General features: G+C 43.3%; 19 protein-coding genes. 7 read left to right on the forward strand and 12 right to left on the reverse strand.

Going from position 1 to position 17,325, the window contains the following annotated elements:
* The first annotated feature begins 285 nt into the window (after positions 1 to 285).
* Positions 286 to 849, forward strand: a complete 564-nt coding sequence (locus LDO73_RS16555) for a YtfJ family protein (RefSeq protein ID WP_224059460.1) — start codon at positions 286 to 288, stop codon at positions 847 to 849.
* A 241-nt stretch (positions 850 to 1,090) separates the two neighbouring features.
* Here LDO73_RS16555 and qseC read toward each other — a convergent pair whose 3' ends face one another.
* Positions 1,091 to 2,443 carry a quorum sensing histidine kinase QseC gene (gene qseC / locus LDO73_RS16560; RefSeq protein WP_224059461.1) on the reverse strand — a complete coding sequence of 451 codons (1,353 nt, stop codon included), beginning with the start codon at positions 2,441 to 2,443 and terminating at the stop codon, positions 1,091 to 1,093.
* Positions 2,440 to 3,102, reverse strand: coding sequence for a quorum sensing response regulator transcription factor QseB (gene qseB / locus LDO73_RS16565; protein WP_224059462.1), 663 nt, complete (start codon positions 3,100 to 3,102; stop codon positions 2,440 to 2,442). The genes qseC and qseB overlap by 4 nt, the downstream gene beginning before the upstream one ends.
* 177 nt (positions 3,103 to 3,279) lie before the next feature.
* Here qseB and LDO73_RS16570 point away from each other — a divergent pair, with 177 nt between their 5' ends.
* From LDO73_RS16570 to mqo, 4 genes are all read left to right on the forward strand, one after another.
* Positions 3,280 to 3,693: a YgiW/YdeI family stress tolerance OB fold protein gene (locus LDO73_RS16570; RefSeq protein WP_224059463.1), complete on the forward strand. Its 414-nt coding sequence runs from the start codon at positions 3,280 to 3,282 to the stop codon at positions 3,691 to 3,693.
* 133 nt (positions 3,694 to 3,826) lie between these two features.
* On the forward strand, positions 3,827 to 4,420 hold the full coding sequence (locus LDO73_RS16575; RefSeq protein ID WP_224059464.1) for an NUDIX domain-containing protein: 594 nt from the start codon (positions 3,827 to 3,829) through the stop codon (positions 4,418 to 4,420).
* 489 nt (positions 4,421 to 4,909) lie between these two features.
* The gene (locus LDO73_RS16580; RefSeq protein WP_224059465.1) at positions 4,910 to 5,299 is read left to right on the forward strand and encodes a hypothetical protein; all 390 of its coding nucleotides are present in this window, start codon (positions 4,910 to 4,912) and stop codon (positions 5,297 to 5,299) included.
* 8 nt (positions 5,300 to 5,307) lie between these two features.
* Positions 5,308 to 6,801 carry a malate dehydrogenase (quinone) gene (gene mqo / locus LDO73_RS16585; protein WP_224059466.1) on the forward strand — a complete coding sequence of 498 codons (1,494 nt, stop codon included), beginning with the start codon at positions 5,308 to 5,310 and terminating at the stop codon, positions 6,799 to 6,801.
* Positions 6,802 to 6,880: 79 nt separating this feature from the next.
* Here the strand turns inward: mqo and cysQ are convergent, their stop codons facing one another.
* On the reverse strand, positions 6,881 to 7,615 hold the full coding sequence (gene cysQ / locus LDO73_RS16590) for a 3'(2'),5'-bisphosphate nucleotidase CysQ (RefSeq protein ID WP_224059467.1): 735 nt from the start codon (positions 7,613 to 7,615) through the stop codon (positions 6,881 to 6,883).
* 136 nt (positions 7,616 to 7,751) lie between these two features.
* The gene (locus LDO73_RS16595) at positions 7,752 to 8,372 is read right to left on the reverse strand and encodes a peptidylprolyl isomerase (protein ID WP_224059468.1); all 621 of its coding nucleotides are present in this window, start codon (positions 8,370 to 8,372) and stop codon (positions 7,752 to 7,754) included.
* A gap of 208 nt (positions 8,373 to 8,580) precedes the next feature.
* Here LDO73_RS16595 and LDO73_RS16600 point away from each other — a divergent pair, with 208 nt between their 5' ends.
* Entirely contained in the window at positions 8,581 to 9,192 is a 612-nt protein-coding gene (locus tag LDO73_RS16600; RefSeq protein ID WP_224059469.1) for a LysM-like peptidoglycan-binding domain-containing protein, read from the forward strand.
* A gap of 169 nt (positions 9,193 to 9,361) precedes the next feature.
* Positions 9,362 to 10,126, forward strand: a complete 765-nt coding sequence (locus LDO73_RS16605; RefSeq protein WP_224059470.1) for a CDP-diacylglycerol diphosphatase — start codon at positions 9,362 to 9,364, stop codon at positions 10,124 to 10,126.
* 93 nt (positions 10,127 to 10,219) lie between these two features.
* Here the strand turns inward: LDO73_RS16605 and rplI are convergent, their stop codons facing one another.
* The 8 genes from rplI to LDO73_RS16645 all read right to left on the reverse strand — a co-directional run bounded on the left by rplI (position 10,220) and on the right by LDO73_RS16645 (position 17,169).
* Positions 10,220 to 10,669, reverse strand: coding sequence for a 50S ribosomal protein L9 (rplI, locus tag LDO73_RS16610; RefSeq protein ID WP_036948960.1), 450 nt, complete (start codon positions 10,667 to 10,669; stop codon positions 10,220 to 10,222).
* 38 nt (positions 10,670 to 10,707) lie between these two features.
* A complete protein-coding gene (gene rpsR, locus LDO73_RS16615; RefSeq protein ID WP_000135199.1) occupies positions 10,708 to 10,935 on the reverse strand; it encodes a 30S ribosomal protein S18 in 228 nt (75 codons plus the stop codon).
* Between the two features lie 4 nt (positions 10,936 to 10,939).
* Complete coding sequence (gene priB / locus LDO73_RS16620; protein WP_036948958.1) at positions 10,940 to 11,257, reverse strand: primosomal replication protein N; 318 nt, start codon at positions 11,255 to 11,257, stop codon at positions 10,940 to 10,942.
* An 8-nt stretch (positions 11,258 to 11,265) separates the two neighbouring features.
* Positions 11,266 to 11,661, reverse strand: a complete 396-nt coding sequence (rpsF, locus tag LDO73_RS16625) for a 30S ribosomal protein S6 (RefSeq protein WP_006657979.1) — start codon at positions 11,659 to 11,661, stop codon at positions 11,266 to 11,268.
* 165 nt (positions 11,662 to 11,826) lie between these two features.
* Positions 11,827 to 12,564, reverse strand: a complete 738-nt coding sequence (gene rlmB, locus LDO73_RS16630; protein WP_224059471.1) for a 23S rRNA (guanosine(2251)-2'-O)-methyltransferase RlmB — start codon at positions 12,562 to 12,564, stop codon at positions 11,827 to 11,829.
* Between the two features lie 65 nt (positions 12,565 to 12,629).
* Entirely contained in the window at positions 12,630 to 15,110 is a 2,481-nt protein-coding gene (gene rnr / locus LDO73_RS16635; protein ID WP_224059472.1) for a ribonuclease R, read from the reverse strand.
* A gap of 41 nt (positions 15,111 to 15,151) precedes the next feature.
* A complete protein-coding gene (gene nsrR / locus LDO73_RS16640) occupies positions 15,152 to 15,574 on the reverse strand; it encodes a nitric oxide-sensing transcriptional repressor NsrR (RefSeq protein WP_036948950.1) in 423 nt (140 codons plus the stop codon).
* 293 nt (positions 15,575 to 15,867) lie between these two features.
* A complete protein-coding gene (locus tag LDO73_RS16645) occupies positions 15,868 to 17,169 on the reverse strand; it encodes an adenylosuccinate synthase (RefSeq protein WP_224059473.1) in 1,302 nt (433 codons plus the stop codon).
* Between the last annotated feature and the right edge of the window lie 156 nt (positions 17,170 to 17,325).

Consider the following 17,325-nt stretch of genomic DNA (forward strand, 5'->3'; position numbering starts at 1 on the left):
ACGAATCTCCATGTTGTTCTGACGATACCTCACTGCATATCGTTCAATAATCATAGACTAGAAAATTTTGTTTGGTACTCAAATTGCAAATTTATTCAAAGTGCTGACATAACATGACACGGTAAATACGCAATAAAACTCTGTTTCAATCTTATTTTTATGCTGAATTTTACCAATTTGTTAATTTTCACCTTGTCACTCATCCGATGAGCTATGCTATAACTAGCAGCGCCAGAAATCCTCATCCTATACACAACAACGACAATGATTTCTAAAGGTACCTTTATGATAAAAAAACTACTCTTATTAACCTGCTTACTGGGTTTATCTTCGACAGGATTTGCTATTAATCTCCAATTAAATCAACCTGTGCCCGCAGTTACCGTCACAGATAAAGGCGAATTACAGTTAGATAATGCGGGAAAATTCAATTACCAACCGTGGAAGAGCCAGCAACTTGCCGGTAAAGTTCGCACCATTCAACACATTGCAGGGCGCTCTTCGGCCAAAGAGCTTAATGCTCCGCTGATCGAAGCGATTAAACAAGCCAAATTCCCTCACGACAAATACCAAACTACCAGCATTATCAATACGGATGATTCAATTTTTGGTACCGGCGTATTTGTAAAAAACAGCGTGGAAGACAGCAAGAAAGAGTTTCCTTACTCTCAATTTATTGTTGATAGTGATGGTGTTGTGAAGAATGCATGGAGCCTTGCGCCAGAGAGCTCTGCCATTATCATTCTCAACAAGCAAGGTAATGTCTTATTTTATAAAGATGGCGCGCTAACGCCTCAAGAGATCAATAAAGCCATTAGCGTGATTGTCGCGGAATTAGAAAAGCCGTAATTAAAAGACCAGAAGTTAGCAAGACCAACATTAAACAGATAAGAAAAGAGCCACTCTGGCTCTCGTTATCATAAATATAGGCAGTTTTCCTGTGCGTCGATGGCTGTTGACGCACAGGAATTTGTTTTACCATCATGAAGCCCTGCTGAACATAACCGCCAAAATACATCACAATAGGATTTAAATTTAGCAGATTATTCTGCGATAACTTCATTCAATATTGTGCATAAAACAGACTAAGTTATGCACTCCAACGAACGGTGACACAAAAGCCCCCTTCCGTGACATTATTAAACGTCACATGGAGATGATGTAACTGAGCCACGCGTTTAACAATTGATAACCCTAAACCACTGCCTGTTTTTTCTTGCCCCGGTGGTCGATAAAATCGCTCCCCTAAACGCGCTAATACTTCAGGAGAAACGCCAGCACCATCATCTTTCACTTCCAGATAATGGCGATACAAATTGACTTCAACCTTACCGGCAGCTTTGCCATAGCGGATAGCATTGTGAAGAAGATTTCTTAATAGTACGGACAATAAAAGTTTCTGCCCTTTAAAAGGCGGCGGCGTTTCAATGATTGATATTTTCAACGTCACCTTATTTTGCCGTGCTTCCAGCTCGCTCTCTTTAACGGCTTGCTCAATTAATTCCTGCCAACTCACTTCGCTCACATCATCTAACTGATTAGAAGACTCCAAGCGGGATAATGTTAATAACTGATCCACCAGCCGAGTTGCACGGTCAATCCCCTCTGAAAGATTGGCCACTGCATGTTGGCGAATCGCCTCATCACTTCCAGCAATCTGCACCACTTCGGTTTGGACTTTCAGTGCGGCAAGAGGACTACGCAGTTCATGGGCAGCATCAGAGGTAAATTGCCGTTCACGGACAAACATTTGGTTTATTTTGTAGAATAATCCGTTCAAAGAATCAAGGATTGGCTTTGCTTCACTAGGAATTGTCGGCACCACCACTGGGCTCAGCTCATCCGGCTTTCTCTGCCGTAGCTGTTTAGCCACATCCCGTAGAGGTTTTAATGCTCGAGTGAGTAACCATAAAAATACGATTAGCATTATCGGCAGCGCCACCAGCCACGGTATGAGCTGGGAAAACATAATGCTGTTCGCCATACTTTGGCGGTATTCCCACTCTTGCCCTACCGCAATAATATATTGATTATCAATGGATTTAAGCCAAACAAAGCGCCACTCATCATCACTACCTTTCAGCTTACCTTCACTGAATCCTTCTCGAGTAAATTGAAACTCGATTTTACGTCCGTTGTCCCCATCATTTAGCACCATTTCGCCACTCGGTGTAAAAATCGCAAACGCCAATGCATCATCGTCTTGGCTTCCACGATTTTTCCGCAATAGCTTTTTGGTTTTACTCAATGATGCTTGGGGCAAGTCGATATCCGTCGGTAACACCGATAAGCGCTTTGCAAATACCATTTGTTGAGTATCAAACAATTCGTTAATGGTTTTATAGGTTTGATACCACGCCAATGAGCTAGCAATTCCCCACGTCATTACCGCGAGGAGCAATAACATCAAAGTCAGTTTGAGCCTTAAGCTGAACGTTTTCATGCTTCATCACCCAATCGATAACCAACACCATGAATAGTTTGAATAAATTTACTGCCTAATTTACGGCGTAAATGGTGAATATGAACTTCAACCGAGTTACTAGAAACCTCTTCATCCCAGTTATACAACTTTTCTTCTATCGCACTACGGGACAGCACTTTTTTCGGGTTGTGCAAAAATAACGATAATAGCGCCAGCTCTTTTCCCTTCAACTGCACAGGATTTCCTTGGTAAGTAACCGTCATCGCTAAAGGATCCATCTCCACATCACCATGTACCAACGTGGGTGATAGCTGCCCACTACGCCGACGGATCAATGCTTGCAAACGCGCCGCAACCTCCGCTAGCGCAAACGGCTTACACAAGTAATCATCAGCCCCTTGCTGTAACCCATTCACCCGTTGCTCAAGGGCATCTCGCGCCGTCAAAATCAACACAGGCTCATCACGCCCCTGCTTACGCCAGAACTTCAAAATATCCATACCATCAATATGCGGAAGTGATAAATCCAGCACGACAGCATCATAAGGGGCATCAAACAAAGCCTGTTGACCTTGTTTACCATCCATAAACCAATCAAGGGTAAACCCCAATTGTGTTAACCCTACTTTTAGGCCATCGCCAATTAATCGGTCATCTTCTATTAATAAAATACGCATATTCAACCTCCACATCGAATATTGTTATATTTATCTTATTAAATTCATGATGACCAGTGGTGATTGTCCAAATTAAAAATATATTTAATTAATTAGAGTTCTTAAGATCCTGTTAAGATTTACTTGGTTAAATACATCCCATAGACCAAATTTCTGGTTACTTGCGGAGAAACAAAAATGAAAAAATTACCTTTAATCACCTTAATCGCTGCCCTTGCTACCGCTCCTGTTTTTGCTGCTACTGGTGGTTTTTCAGGTCCAGGTGAAGTCGCCAACACCACTAACACTGAAACCATGAAAACCCAAGAAGGTGGTTTTAGCGGCCCGAATGCAAGTGAAACAACTGTTGCGAAAGCCCTTGAATTATCTGACAACAGCTGGGTTGTTTTACGCGGTAATCTCGTTAAACAACTGGATAAAAAACATTACGAATTCACCGATGGTACAGGCACCATCACCGTTGAAATTAGCCAAAAACGCTTCAATGGTGTGAACGTCACTCCGAAAGATAAAATCGAAATTCGCGGTGAAGTTGATAAAGACTGGAACTCTAAAGAGATCGACGTCAAGCAACTGCAAATCATCAAATAATTGATTTCGACCAAAGGCCAGCAGATTAACCATTGCTGGCCTTTTGCTATTTAAGCTTGTTCCCTGTCCCCTATTTCCCCTCTCAGTTTATAGTGCTAGATTATGCTTACCTTGCCTCTTCTCGTACTTATTTATGAAACAGCCTCAAGTTAGGAATATCAGCGAAAAATTACTGTCCGATAATTGGTACATTCTCAAAAAATATACCTATGAATTACAACGACACGATGGTTCTTGGCAAAAACAAGAGCGCGAAGTGTATGACCGTGGCGATGGCGCTGTCATTTTGCTATATAACACATCCAAAAATAGCATTATCTTGATCCGTCAATTCCGTATGCCAATGTACGTTTCTGGATATAAACAGTTGCTGATTGAAGCTGCCGCTGGGCTACTTGAAGGCTCTTCCCCTGAAGCCAGAATTATTGCTGAAGCCGAAGAAGAAACTGGCTATAAAATTGATAATATCGAAAAGGTATTTGAAGCCTTTATGAGCCCAGGCTCTGTCACTGAAAAGCTGCATTTTTATATTGCACAATACAGTGATAAAGACCGCCAAAGTGATGGTGGAGGGCTCGCTGATGAAGGTGAAGATATTGAGGTTATGGAATGGTCATTCCCTGATGCACTTGCCGCTATCAAAAATGGTGAAATCATGGATGGCAAAACCATTATGCTTATTCAACATCTCGCCTTAAGCGGAATTCTAAACCAAAAAAATAGTTAATTTTAAAAGGGTAAAAATAGCATTTTTGCCCTTCTACTCTTGAACCATTTTATATAGTCATCATTAAACGATTTCTTTGCTCTTTATTTTTCTATTCTCTTTCTTATTTTCATACTTTATTCTCCTATTTTTTATAAATTACAATTTATTACACTTTCCATTACCGAGCATCTAAACTCGATAATAAAAAGAATAAAATAGAGTTTATTCCATCAAAAAAGAATTATCTTTTATCGCTTTGATTTAAATTAAAAAAACATTAAATAAACCTATCTAAAAACAATCATCGATAAAATTAAAAAGTCTATTTTTTCAATAAAATACTTTAATTTAAAAATATTAACTTTGACCTTGTCATTAAAAAACTTTAGATTTAAAGACATCCTATTTTCTGAAATTCACTATTTTTTCGTTAAGGTAAAAATCGAAACACTGAATATTATCTTAGTTATTAAGCAATATTATTCTTAAGTTAAGGAGCTAAATAAGATGATCCGTTGTATTCGTATGTGGACAGGTGAAGACGGTAACTCTCTGTTTGAAGAAGGCACCATTGAACTGAATGCTGTTGCTCGTGGAGATGACCAAAGCCCTGTCATTGCCGTCAGTGAGCTCACATTTCGCGAAACCGTTTCAGGTGGCTCTTGGGATTGGCATAAAGACCCTGTTCCTCGCTATGTTATCACCCTCACTGGTACCTTAGAATTCGAAACCAAAGATGGCTCCACATTTATTATCAAGCCGGGTGACATTCTGCTTGCTCAAGACAACACAGGAACAGGACATAAATGGCGTTTGATTGGTGATGAACCTTGGAGACGCGCTTATGTGGTGTATCAAGACGGTACAGACTTGTGTTTCACTCCGAATAAAAAATAGAGACTTCCATGACAAAACCCATTGCAGAAAATGTTGATATCGCGCTAGTCGGTGCTGGGATCATGAGCGCCACACTCGGCACTTTTCTTAAAGAACTGGAGCCAAATCTCACTATCGCGGTGTTCGAAAGATTAAATGATTGCGCCCAAGAGAGTTCCCACCCATGGAATAACGCGGGAACAGGTCACGCAGCAAACTGTGAAATGAACTACACCCCGCCAAACCCTGATGGCACGGTAGATATCAGCAAAGCCCTTGAAGTAAATACTGAATTTGACCTGTCTCGTCAGCTATGGTCTTACTTAGTCACCAAAGGCAAAATCAAAAACCCAAGGGACTTTATCCACCCTTGTCCGCACATGAGCTTTGTGTCTGGTGCAGACAACATCAAGTTTTTACAACAACGTTTCCGTCAAATGTCTGCCCATCACTGTTACCACAATATGGAATACAGCGATGACCTAAAACAGATTGATGAGTGGGCACCATTAGTGGTTGAAGGCCGCTCTTCTGACGAAAAAATTGCTGTTACCCGTGTCATCACCGGCGCTGATGTGGATTACGGTGCCTTAACCCACTTATTGATGGCACAACTGAGCGAACAGAACGGGTTTTCTCTTCACTATAAACATGAAGTTATTGATGTGACACAGACCCCTGACGGGCGCTGGAATGTGGAAGTGAAAAACCTTCTGACTCACGAAAAAACCATCACGTCCGCAAAATTTGTGTTTGTGGGAGCCGGTGGTCGTGCGATTGAATTACTGCAAAAATCCGGTATTCCTGAAGGTAAAGGCTACGGCGGATTCCCTGTTAGTGGAATTTGGCTACGTTGTGACGATGAAAAAGTTGCGGCTCGCCACCATGCCAAAGTTTACGGAAAGGCCGATAAAGGCTCACCACCGATGTCTGTACCTCACTTAGATACCCGCATCATCGGCGGAAAACGTTCTTTACTGTTTGGGCCGTATGCAGGTTTCTCGAGTAAGTTTCTAAAACACGGCTCCTATTTGGATCTGTTTGATTCCATCAGACTGAACAATATTGAACCGATGCTTGCCATCGCGAAAGATGATTGGTCATTGGCTGAATATCTCGTGGGACAAGTGCTGCAAACGTCTGCTCATCAATTCTCTATGCTGCAAAAATTCTATCCAGATGCGCAACGTGAAGATTGGAAAGAAGTCGTCGCGGGCCAACGTGTTCAGATCATTAAACCGGATCCGGTGAAAAAAGGCGTATTGGAGTTCGGTACTGAGCTAATTACGAGTGCAGATAAATCGTTCACCGTACTAATGGGCGCATCACCGGGTGCATCGACTGCTGCATTTATCGCGCTCAACGTACTGAAAACCTGCTTTGCAGATCAACTCTCTGCGGATGGTTGGGAAGCTCGCCTGAAGACCATCATTCCAACTTATGGAATTGATTTAAAACAGGATGCAAAAGCATGTTTAGATATTCGTACTGTAACCGCTAAAGTGCTGCAATTAGATAACTAAACATCAAGTCACGTTGTTCAAGTCGGGTAAGTTAATCATTAACTACCCGACTTTTTATTATCTTGCTATTTTCGCCGTCTTAGCGACATTCAAAGCCGGGGTTCAAAAAAGACTCTCTCGGTGAATAATCCAGTGTATTTCCCTGCCAATCCACCACGCTCGCCCCTGCACCTAATGCCACTGCATGCCCTGCGGCTGTATCCCAGATATTGGTAGGTCCAAAACGTGGATATAACTGTGCGCTACCTTCAGCCACTAGACAGAATTTTAGCGATGAACCTATCTCCGCAGTGCGATGCTCTGGAAGCTTCGCGAGATACGCCATTAATTGGGGGTCTTGATGAGAGCGACTGATCACCACCACAGGCGGCGTCCCAGCTTTGACGTGAATACGCTGAACTTGCCCATGCTCTTCTTTCCACGCTTGAGAGCCTTCGGCGTAATACATCAACCCTTTCGCTGGCGCAAAAACCACGCCCATAACTGGAATGCCATTTTCAATTAACGCAATATTTACGGTGAAATCACCATTACGATTAATAAATTCTTTAGTTCCATCCAATGGGTCAATAAGCCAGTAACATTGCCAGTCACGACGTACAGGCCATTCTGGTGGATCTTCTTCTGAAAGTTGAGGGATATCAGGCGCTAAACGTGAAAGCCCCTCCTTGATGATTTGATGAGCTGCAATATCCGCAGCCGTGACAGGGGAATCATCTTGCTTATGTTCAACCTGCAATGGCCCATGCTCATTGTAGATCTTCATGATGGCATCGCCCGCTTCTCGGGCAAGTTTACAGAGTTGTTGGTGCATTTTATTTCCCCTAATGACACTAAGCCTTTAAGAGTAACAAGAGCAGAATATTTACGCTAATAAAAAAGCCTCATTAGCTAGCCATTTTGGTATAGCTAATGAGGCTATTATTCTTTTCTGTTAGCGAGTCAGAAAATTATAAAATTTCCAGTAACTCAACTTCGAAAACGAGGGTGCTGAATGGAGGAATGGAAGCACCTGCACCACGCTCACCGTAAGCTAATTCATGAGGGATGTATAATTCCCATTTAGAACCAACTGGCATTAATGTCAGCGCTTCAATCCAACCTGGGATCACACCGCTCACTGGGAATTCTGCTGGTTGACCGCGCTGTACGGAGCTGTCGAACACAGTACCGTCAATTAAACGACCGGTGTAATGAACGCGAACACGATCAGAACGAGCAGGGATTGCACCTTCACCTTGGTTTACCACAGAGAACTGCAAACCAGACTCAGTAGTCGATACGCCGTCTTTCTTCTGGTTCTCATCTAAGAATTTTTGACCTTCTACAGCCAGTTCTTTTTGACGCTCTTGGCGAACTGCATCTGCACGTTCGTGCATTTCACGCAGTGCTTTATGCAGAGCTTCAACTGGAACTGATGGCATGTTGCCTTCTAAAGAATCAGTCAGACCCGCTAAAATTGCGTCTGGAACTAAACCTTCTAGTCCTGATTCTAATAATTGCTGTCCAATTTGTAGACCAATGCCATAGCTCGCTTGAGCTTCTACTGAATCAAAGTTTTGGTTTGCCATGAAAATACCCATTTCATTTTTTGAGAAAAACCAAGGATAGCAGCCCCTTTCCTATGGGTAAACCTAAACCCGATCACGGAAGAATAAAACTGTCTAAATTATTCAGTGTTCTCCTAAATTAGCCTTCAACTTGTTAATTTACGCGTAAATAGTGCTAGTATGCGTTAAAACGTCTGTGATTAATTATTCCTCAAATATAGGAGGGGTCATGTTGAGACTATCCGCTTTTCATCGCTATGGAATTGCTATTCTTGCGCTGATTGTTATTGCTGCCTTATTTTGGCCTGCTGGTGATAAATCTAATTCCACGCAAAATAATACAAGCAATGTACCAAACCAACCTATCGTGATCCCACCGACTTCGCAGCCTAATCCAATCCCTGATACGGTGTTATCGCAGCCAGAGCAACCGACAACCGATATCCCAGATACATCACCGTCATTGCCAAGTGAGCCTGAAGTTATTCAAGAGCCGCAAACGTCTCAGCCGACACAGCAGCCAAGCACCAACGTGCCATCACAGCCATCCACGCCATCAACCACTCGCCCGTCAGCTAATGAATGGCAGAATTATCGCGTTCAGAAGGGGAAAACATTGGCGCAGCTATTTCGTGATAATAACTTACAGGCAAATGATGCCTTCATCATGGCAAAAGTTGAAGGCTCAGAAAAACCCCTTAGCAACTTGCAACAAGGGCAGAAAATCCGTTTAAAAGCCAATGGGAAAGGTGAAGTTCAACAGCTGGAAATCACAGCAACCAACGGACAAACCTATAGCTTTACGCGCTTAAGCGATGGTAGCTACTACCGAACGCCTTAATTTGTCTTTTAACGTCAGGTGTTTCATACAATAACCCGACTTTTCTTTTATTTTCAGAATAAAAATTCAATAGAGACGTTATTTGATGACGTCTCTCACCATAAACTACGTATAATCACTGTTCTTTATTACACTTAATGGTTAAACAGGGAAAAGAACAGGAAAATCTATGCAGAAAAACAACAATACCTGCAAAAAGAAGCTTATTAAAATTATTGCCGCAATAATTTTACTCTTACTGCTCAGTGTTATTGGCTATATTTCATGGATTAAATACCATGCGGATGGGCTGTGGAATATCATTAGCCAGCAGTGCATTGCTATCAATGATCCCGGCCAACGTAATCCATCTTGCTTGAAAGTGGATTTAGACAATCGCTATGTACTATTTAAAGATAAAAAAGGCCCGGTACATAATTTGGTGCTGCCGACCGATAAAGTCAGTGGTATCGAATCTCCTTTATTACTCGAAGATAATAGCCCCGATTATTTTACGCTTGCTTGGAATGAGCGTGAGAGTGTTAGCCCCGCGGGTCAACCAGCGATTAGCGATGATAAACTCGCCTTAGCGATTAATTCACAATATGGGCGCTCCCAAGATCAACTTCATATCCATATTGCTTGCCTAAAACCACAAGTTATTGAGCTAGTTAACCAACATGCGGATGCGATTAAATCTGAATGGCATGTTTTTCCCGTGCAATTGGAAGGGCATGAATATTGGGCGAAAAAATTAGATAATCAAACCAGTCCTTTCAAACAGTTGAATGAGTATGTTCAAGCACATAATGACAGTATAGGGAACTACGGACTGGCAGTGACAGAGCTTAAAGATGGTTCGATGGTATTATTAGCGAATCGTATGGATGTTTGGCAGTTTAATTTAGGTAGTGCGGGGGAGTTGCTGGATTACCAATGTTCAGTCAATCAGTAAGTTTTGCATACGTTAGAAATAAAAAAACACCGGATTTCCGGTGTTTTTTTATTGTGCCGCCGCGTTAACAGTGGCAACTATCATCATTATTGATTACTCAGCAACGATGATAACGTTCAGCTCTGCGAAAACATCGCTGTGTAACTGGAAGTGAACTTCGTGGTCACCAGTAGTACGCAGAACGCCGTTTGGCAGGCGAACTTCGCTTTTCGCAACTTTAACGCCAGCCGCAGTGATTGCGTCAGCGATGTCACGAGTACCGATTGAACCGAACAGTTTACCTTCGTCACCAGCTTTAGAAGCCAGAGTAACAGAACCCAGCGCAGTAACAGCTGCTGCACGAGCCTGTGCTGCTGCCAGAACGTCAGCTAATTTAGCTTCCAGTTCAGCGCGGCGAGCTTCGAAGAATTCAACGTTTTTCTTAGTCGCAGGAACAGCTTTGCCCTGTGGTACTAAGAAGTTACGAGCGTAGCCCGATTTAACGTTAACTTGGTCACCCAGGCTACCTAGGTTAGCTACTTTATCAAGCAGAATAACTTGCATTACCTTATCCTCTATTAGTCGTTAATGGACTGTACCAATTACTGATGACGATCAGTGTATGGTAACAGAGACAGGTAGCGAGCGCGCTTGATAGCACGAGCGAGCTGGCGTTGATATTTTGCACGAGTACCGGTGATACGGCTTGGTACAATTTTACCACTTTCAGTGATATAGTTTTTCAGCGTTGCGATATCTTTATAGTCGATCTCTTGAACGCCTTCCGCTGTGAAACGGCAGAACTTGCGACGACGGAAATAACGTGCCATATGGCTAGTCTCCAGAATCTATCAAATCAATCTGCTCGGCATGTAAGACTAATTTACTGATTCCATTACGTCCCTGATGGGTACTAATGAAACCTGTAACAGTAATCAGACTGCCGACCGTTATACTGTGAGTATGGGTTTGTAAGGCTTGTCCGCTGGCAATAACGGGCATTCTGCACCATGCTTGCCGTGACATTCCAGCTTCCTGTTGTCCAGAACGATGTTCTAAAACAAACTGGCAATGCGGAATGCCGGACGGACTCACTTTTCGAATCAATGCTTTACAGACTGTGCCTGTCAGCACTAGACGATTAGTGATCACCTGAGCAATTACTCTTCAGAATCCCCAGTTTCTTCTGCTTCTTCGTCTTGATAATCATCAGACATGTCACGGCCGCGACGTTCGTCTTTGGCTTTGACCATTGGAGAAGCTTCTGTTACTGCGTGTTTTAAGCGCATAACCATGCTGCGGATAACGGCATCGTTGAAGCGGAAGTTAGTTTCCAGCTCATCAATCGCTTCCTGTGGAGCTTCTACGTTCAGCAGAACATAGTGAGCTTTGTGCAGTTTATTGATTGGATAAGCCAGTTGACGGCGGCCCCAGTCTTCCAGACGGTGAATCTGACCTTGTGCGTTAGTGATAACAGCACTGTAACGCTCGATCATGCCCGGAACCTGTTCGCTTTGGTCAGGATGGACCATAAAAACGATTTCGTAATGACGCATTAGTAGTTGCTCCTTACGGATTATTAGCCTCCTGTCTGGGTTAACCGCGGCCCGCGGAGGCAAGGAACTTGTTGAGTGCGGCTAAAAAATTGACGCGTAACTATACCCATCCCAGATAAAAAACTCAAGAGATGGGGGCAAATTAAGCAAAAATTATTTTATGATTTATTTTGCAATGCGTTGGCGTACTGCTTCAAACAGGCATACGCCCGTTGCCACAGAGACGTTCAGCGATGAAACTGAGCCCGCCATTGGGATGCTAATCAGCTCGTCGCAATGTTCGCGAGTCAAACGGCGCATACCTTCGCCTTCTGCGCCCATCACGAGTGCAATAGAGCCTGTCAGCTTACTTTGATACAAGTTATGGTCAGCTTCGCCAGCGGTGCCGACAATCCACACATTGTACTCTTGCAGTAAACGTAAGGTTCTTGCCAAGTTAGTCACACGGATCAACGGAACGTTTTCCGCCGCGCCACACGCCACTTTCTTCGCGGTTGCGTTCAATTGTGCCGATTTGTCTTTCGGAACAATCACCGCATGGACACCAGCTGCGTCTGCGCTACGTAAACACGCACCTAAATTGTGTGGGTCAGTCACGCCATCGAGGATCAGTAAAAATGGCGACTCGGTACTTTCCAGTAAATCCGGGAGATCCCCTTCTTGATACTGCTTGCCAGCTAACACATTGGCAATAATCCCTTGGTGTACCGCACCTTCAGTTTGTGCATCCATCCACTGGCGATTCGCCACTTGCACCACAATACCCTGCGCTTCAATTTCATGAACAATTGGCATTAGGCGGCGGTCTTCACGACCTTTTAAAATATAGACTTCTTTAATTCGTTCAGGAGAATTCTCAAGCAGGGCTTTCACTGCGTGAATGCCGTAAATAATTTCGCTCATAAATATCTTTTATGTTGGAGTGTAGAGGTGGTGATAACTCACCACCTTATTTCATTAAAACGTACTTATCCCTCTTGTTTTTGGGATTTTTTAGCGGCACGTTTTGCTTTTAATTTAGCACTGATTTTTTGGGTTTTATCAGACGGTTTTTTACTTTTCGCTTTACCGTTTCCTTTACCTTCAGGTTTCGCGACTTTGCTGTCTTTTTTGCCTTTTTTCTCTGAACGGCGAAATGCAGAATCAGGCTCGAAGTTTTTCTCTTTGCTCGCATCGCCTTTTCGACGGGCGGAACGTGTCGCATTGTTCACTTCTTTCTTCATCTTATCCCGCGTTGTCTTACCCGGGTTTTTCGCTTTTCTTGTCGTTGAAATTAAAGCAAAATCAATGGTTCGCTCATCCATATGTACCGCTTCTACACGGATTTCCACTTCATCGCCAAGACGATAAGTTGTACCGGAAGATTCACCGATTAAGCGCTGTCCAACTGCATCATAACGATAATAGTCGTTATCAAGAGTCGATATATGCACTAAGCCATCAATAAACAGGTCATTTAAGCGAACAAAGAAACCAAAACCAGTCACGCTAGTGATAAGTCCAGTAAACACTTGGCCCACTTGGTCTTGCATAAAGTCACATTTTAACCAATCTGCGACGTCACGGGTAGCTTCATCTGCACGGCGCTCGGTCAGTGAGCAATGCTCGCCCAATTGCAACATGCTGTCCATGTCGGAGTGCCATCCGCCCGTTTCCGTCCAGCGTTTATCGCCATGACCATGCTCTTTGGCTAGTAAGTATTTAATACCACGGTGCAAAGTTAAGTCAGGGTAACGACGAATTGGCGAGGTAAAGTGGGCATACGATTTCAAACCTAAACCAAAGTGACCGCGGTTTTCTGGATCATAAATCGCTTGCTTCATAGAGCGTAAAATCATGGTCTGTAATAGCTCATGGTCTGGACGCTCAGCTACTTCGTTCATCACTTGGGCGTAATCTTTTGGCTCTGGCTTCATGCCACCCGGCAGTGTCAAACCTAACTCGCTGAATACTGAGCGTAAGTTCATAACGCTCTCTTCTTTCGGACGGTCATGCACGCGGTATAATGCAGGCTCTTCGTTTTTCTCAACAAATCGCGCCGCTGCAATATTAGCTAAAATCATGCACTCTTCAATTAATTTGTGTGCATCATTGCGCTCTACAGGCTCAATACGCTCAATGCGACGTTCCGCATTGAAGATAAATTTAGCTTCTTCAGATTCAAACGAGATAGCGCCACGTTCAATACGTGCTGCATCTAACGCTTTGTATAACTGATGTAAATGCTCGATATGAGGCACTAATGCTTTGTAATGCTCGCGTAGTTCTTCGTCCCCTTGCAACATTTTCCATACTTTGGTGTAAGTTAAACGCGCATGAGAGCTCATCACCGCTTCATAAAATTGATATGAAGAGAGTTTTCCAGATGCCGAAACCGTCATTTCACACACCATACACAGGCGATCTACGCCTGGGTTTAGTGAACATAATCCGTTAGACAGCACTTCTGGTAGCATTGGTACAACTTGGGATGGGAAGTAAACTGAGTTACCACGGCTATGAGCTTCCGTATCCAGTGCAGTTTGTGGGCGGACATAATAGCTCACATCAGCAATCGCAACCCATAAACGCCATCCGCCACCTTTTTTCGGTGCACAGTAAACAGCGTCATCGAAGTCACGAGCGTCTTCGCCATCGATAGTGACGAGTGGAAGATCGCGCAGATCTGCACGCCCTTTCTTCGCAGATTCAGGGACTGTTTCACTGAAGTCAGCCACTTGCTTTGTCACTTGTGGCGGCCAAGAGTGTGGAATTTCATGAGTACGTAATGCGATTTCTACCGCCATCCCCGTACCCATGGTTTCACCGAGTACTTCGACAATATTTCCAACAGCTTGAGAGCGGCGTTGTGGACGAGTTTCTAATTCCACCACAACCACGTTACCCATACGGGCACCACACTGTTTATCTTTCGGAATTAAAATATCAAAACTTAAACGGCTATCATCAGGAACGACAAACCCCATTCCCGCTTCAATAAAATAGCGTCCAACAATTTGGTTATTGCGCGGCTCTAATACACGCACAACACGCACTTCAGTGCGCCCTTTACGGTCTTGACCATAAGGTTGAGCCAAAATCACATCACCATGTAAAGCACGCTTCATCTCATCCTGAGATAAGTAGTAATCTTCTTTTTTGCCTTCAACACGCAAGAAACCATAGCCATCACGGTGACCAATAACTTTACCTTTTAATAGGTCAATACGTTCTGGTAATGCATAACATTTGCGGCGAGTGAAAACTAACTGTCCATCACGCTCCATCGCACGTAGGCGACGACGCAATGCTTCCAATTCATCTTCCGTAGAGAGGTTGAGTAGCTGTGCAATTTCTTCACGATTTGCAGGGGCTGTGCGCTTAGATAAGAGATCTAAAATAAACTCTCTACTCGGAATTGGGGATTCGTATTTTTCTGCTTCTCTTTCCTGAAAAGGATCGTTTGACATTGTTACCTCCATTGTCATCAGAGTGATAAATTACTGAGACATTAATCGAGCAGTAATTGATACAGCGGACTATTATCTTTGACCATGTCCGCTAGCGTATATTGGTCTAGTTCTTGTAAAAATTGTTGTATCGCCTTTTGTAGCACGCCTTTCAGGCGGCAAGCTGGCGTAATATGGCAAAATTCGCCACTACAATTGACTAGAGTGAGTGGTTCTAATGCGCGAACGACATCACCGATCCGAATTGATTCGGCTGGTTGACCCAGTGCGATCCCACCATTTTTACCACGAGTGGCTTTAACATAGCCAAGGTGACTTAGCTGATTAATAATTTTAACCATGTGATTACGAGAAACACCATACACCTCAGTAACTTGTGTAATGCTCGTCATCTGCCCTTTTTCTAGGGCGGCTAAGTAGATTAGGGCTCGTAACCCATAGTCAGTAAAACTTGTCAGCTGCACAATCACCTCAAAAATTTTTTGGCGCTACAAATATGTCGTGAAATACTTATCTGCCATTTTCGTTATATTTGTTTTCTGGCTACCATCTAAAGTACATTTTGAACGATTTTCTACAGTATATCGCCTTAGTTTTAGTCTAGCCCATCCTTGCATGTAAAGATGCTTGCAATGGCACATAATGTTCAACTTGATGGATATTATCTGAAAATTTTAGCGTTTTATCAAAAAGGAATTCATAGGAAGGAAAATGGGAGAGATAAAAAAACAGCGCTCAGTGAGCGCTGTTCTGTTTATTACTCAACGTCAAACGGATCGCGCAGGATCATCGTTTCTGAACGGTCTGGGCCAGTTGAAATAATATCAACAGGGATACCAGTCAGTTCTTCAATGCGCTGGATGTAATCTAAAGCAGCTTGTGGCAGTAACGCTCTTTCTTTAACGCCGAAAGTCGTTTCGCTCCAACCAGGCATAACTTCATACACTGGCTCTAAACCTTCCCACTCATCAGCAGCTAAAGGTGTAGTTTCTAACACTGTGCCATCTTTACGACGATAACCTACACAGATTTTTACTTCTTTTAAGCCATCTAAAACGTCCAGCTTAGTTAAGCAGAAACCTGACAGTGAGTTGATTTGCACTGCACGGTTAATAGCCACGATGTCTAACCAACCTGTACGACGCTTACGACCAGTGGTTGCACCGAATTCTTGACCTTTCTCACGCAGGAATTCACCTGTCTCATCGAACAGCTCAGTTGGGAATGGACCTGCACCAACACGCGTTGAATAAGCCTTGATGATACCCAGCACATAGTTCACATAACGTGGGCCTAAGCCAGAACCAGTTGCAACACCACCCGCGGTTGTGTTTGAAGAAGTTACATACGGATAGGTACCGTGGTCGATATCCAGCAGAGTACCTTGGGCACCTTCAAACATCACTAATTCATTCTTCTGATGTGCTTTATAGAGCAAATCAGAAACATCAATTACCATGCTAGTCAGAAGATCTGCAACAGACATGATGTAATCTAATGTTTGTTGGTAATCAACCGCAGGCTCTTTGTAATAGTTAACCAGTTGGAAGTTATGGTATTCGATGATTTCTTTTAATTTTTCAGCGAAAGTTGCTTTATCGAATAAGTCACCAACACGCAGACCGCGACGTGCAACTTTATCTTCGTATGCAGGACCGATACCACGACCGGTTGTACCGATAGCTTTTGCTCCACGCGCTTTTTCACGCGCATTGTCTAATGCGATGTGGTAAGGCAGGATCAGTGGGCATGCTTCAGAGATACGTAAACGCTCACGAACAGGAACACCGCGATCTTCCAGTTCTTTCATCTCTTTCATTAAAGCATCAGGCGCAAGAACAACACCATTAGCAATGATGCTGATGACATTTTCACGAAGAATACCGGATGGAATTAAGTGGAGAACGGTTTTTTCACCGTTTACAACAAGAGTATGGCCAGCATTATGGCCGCCCTGATAGCGAACTACATATTTAGCTCGTTCTGTCAGCAAGTCAACGATCTTGCCCTTCCCTTCGTCACCCCATTGGGTGCCCAGTACGACAACGTTCTTACCCATTTCGAAATACACTCGGTTGCTTAAAAATGAATTCTACCATCAAAAATGAACTGTTCCAGTGATATTTTGGCATTACAAAAATTTTTTTCTAGAAAGCAAGTAAAATGGTAGTTTTATTTCTGTCGTAGACTCAAAGTGAATTTCCCCAACCTGAGC

It is taken from the genome of Providencia alcalifaciens, from assembly GCF_915403165.1.
In the GTDB taxonomy this organism is placed as follows: domain Bacteria; phylum Pseudomonadota; class Gammaproteobacteria; order Enterobacterales; family Enterobacteriaceae; genus Providencia; species Providencia alcalifaciens_C.

What these genes read in the sequence shown, in the direction of transcription:
- rpsR (WP_000135199.1), bottom strand. Translation starts at nt 10,935, where the DNA reads ATGGCACGTTATTTCCGTCGTCGCAAGTTCTGCCGTTTCACAGCGGAA.
- LDO73_RS16605 (WP_224059470.1), top strand. Translation starts at nt 9,362, where the DNA reads ATGCAGAAAAACAACAATACCTGCAAAAAGAAGCTTATTAAAATTATT.
- LDO73_RS16575 (WP_224059464.1), top strand. Translation starts at nt 3,827, where the DNA reads ATGAAACAGCCTCAAGTTAGGAATATCAGCGAAAAATTACTGTCCGAT.
- qseB (WP_224059462.1), bottom strand. Translation starts at nt 3,102, where the DNA reads ATGCGTATTTTATTAATAGAAGATGACCGATTAATTGGCGATGGCCTA.
- LDO73_RS16555 (WP_224059460.1), top strand. Translation starts at nt 286, where the DNA reads ATGATAAAAAAACTACTCTTATTAACCTGCTTACTGGGTTTATCTTCG.
- LDO73_RS16580 (WP_224059465.1), top strand. Translation starts at nt 4,910, where the DNA reads ATGATCCGTTGTATTCGTATGTGGACAGGTGAAGACGGTAACTCTCTG.
- rnr (WP_224059472.1), bottom strand. Translation starts at nt 15,110, where the DNA reads ATGTCAAACGATCCTTTTCAGGAAAGAGAAGCAGAAAAATACGAATCC.
- cysQ (WP_224059467.1), bottom strand. Translation starts at nt 7,615, where the DNA reads ATGCACCAACAACTCTGTAAACTTGCCCGAGAAGCGGGCGATGCCATC.
- rlmB (WP_224059471.1), bottom strand. Translation starts at nt 12,564, where the DNA reads ATGAGCGAAATTATTTACGGCATTCACGCAGTGAAAGCCCTGCTTGAG.
- LDO73_RS16570 (WP_224059463.1), top strand. Translation starts at nt 3,280, where the DNA reads ATGAAAAAATTACCTTTAATCACCTTAATCGCTGCCCTTGCTACCGCT.
- LDO73_RS16645 (WP_224059473.1), bottom strand. Translation starts at nt 17,169, where the DNA reads ATGGGTAAGAACGTTGTCGTACTGGGCACCCAATGGGGTGACGAAGGG.
- qseC (WP_224059461.1), bottom strand. Translation starts at nt 2,443, where the DNA reads ATGAAAACGTTCAGCTTAAGGCTCAAACTGACTTTGATGTTATTGCTC.
- LDO73_RS16595 (WP_224059468.1), bottom strand. Translation starts at nt 8,372, where the DNA reads ATGGCAAACCAAAACTTTGATTCAGTAGAAGCTCAAGCGAGCTATGGC.
- mqo (WP_224059466.1), top strand. Translation starts at nt 5,308, where the DNA reads ATGACAAAACCCATTGCAGAAAATGTTGATATCGCGCTAGTCGGTGCT.
- rplI (WP_036948960.1), bottom strand. Translation starts at nt 10,669, where the DNA reads ATGCAAGTTATTCTGCTTGATAAAGTAGCTAACCTAGGTAGCCTGGGT.
- LDO73_RS16600 (WP_224059469.1), top strand. Translation starts at nt 8,581, where the DNA reads ATGTTGAGACTATCCGCTTTTCATCGCTATGGAATTGCTATTCTTGCG.
- rpsF (WP_006657979.1), bottom strand. Translation starts at nt 11,661, where the DNA reads ATGCGTCATTACGAAATCGTTTTTATGGTCCATCCTGACCAAAGCGAA.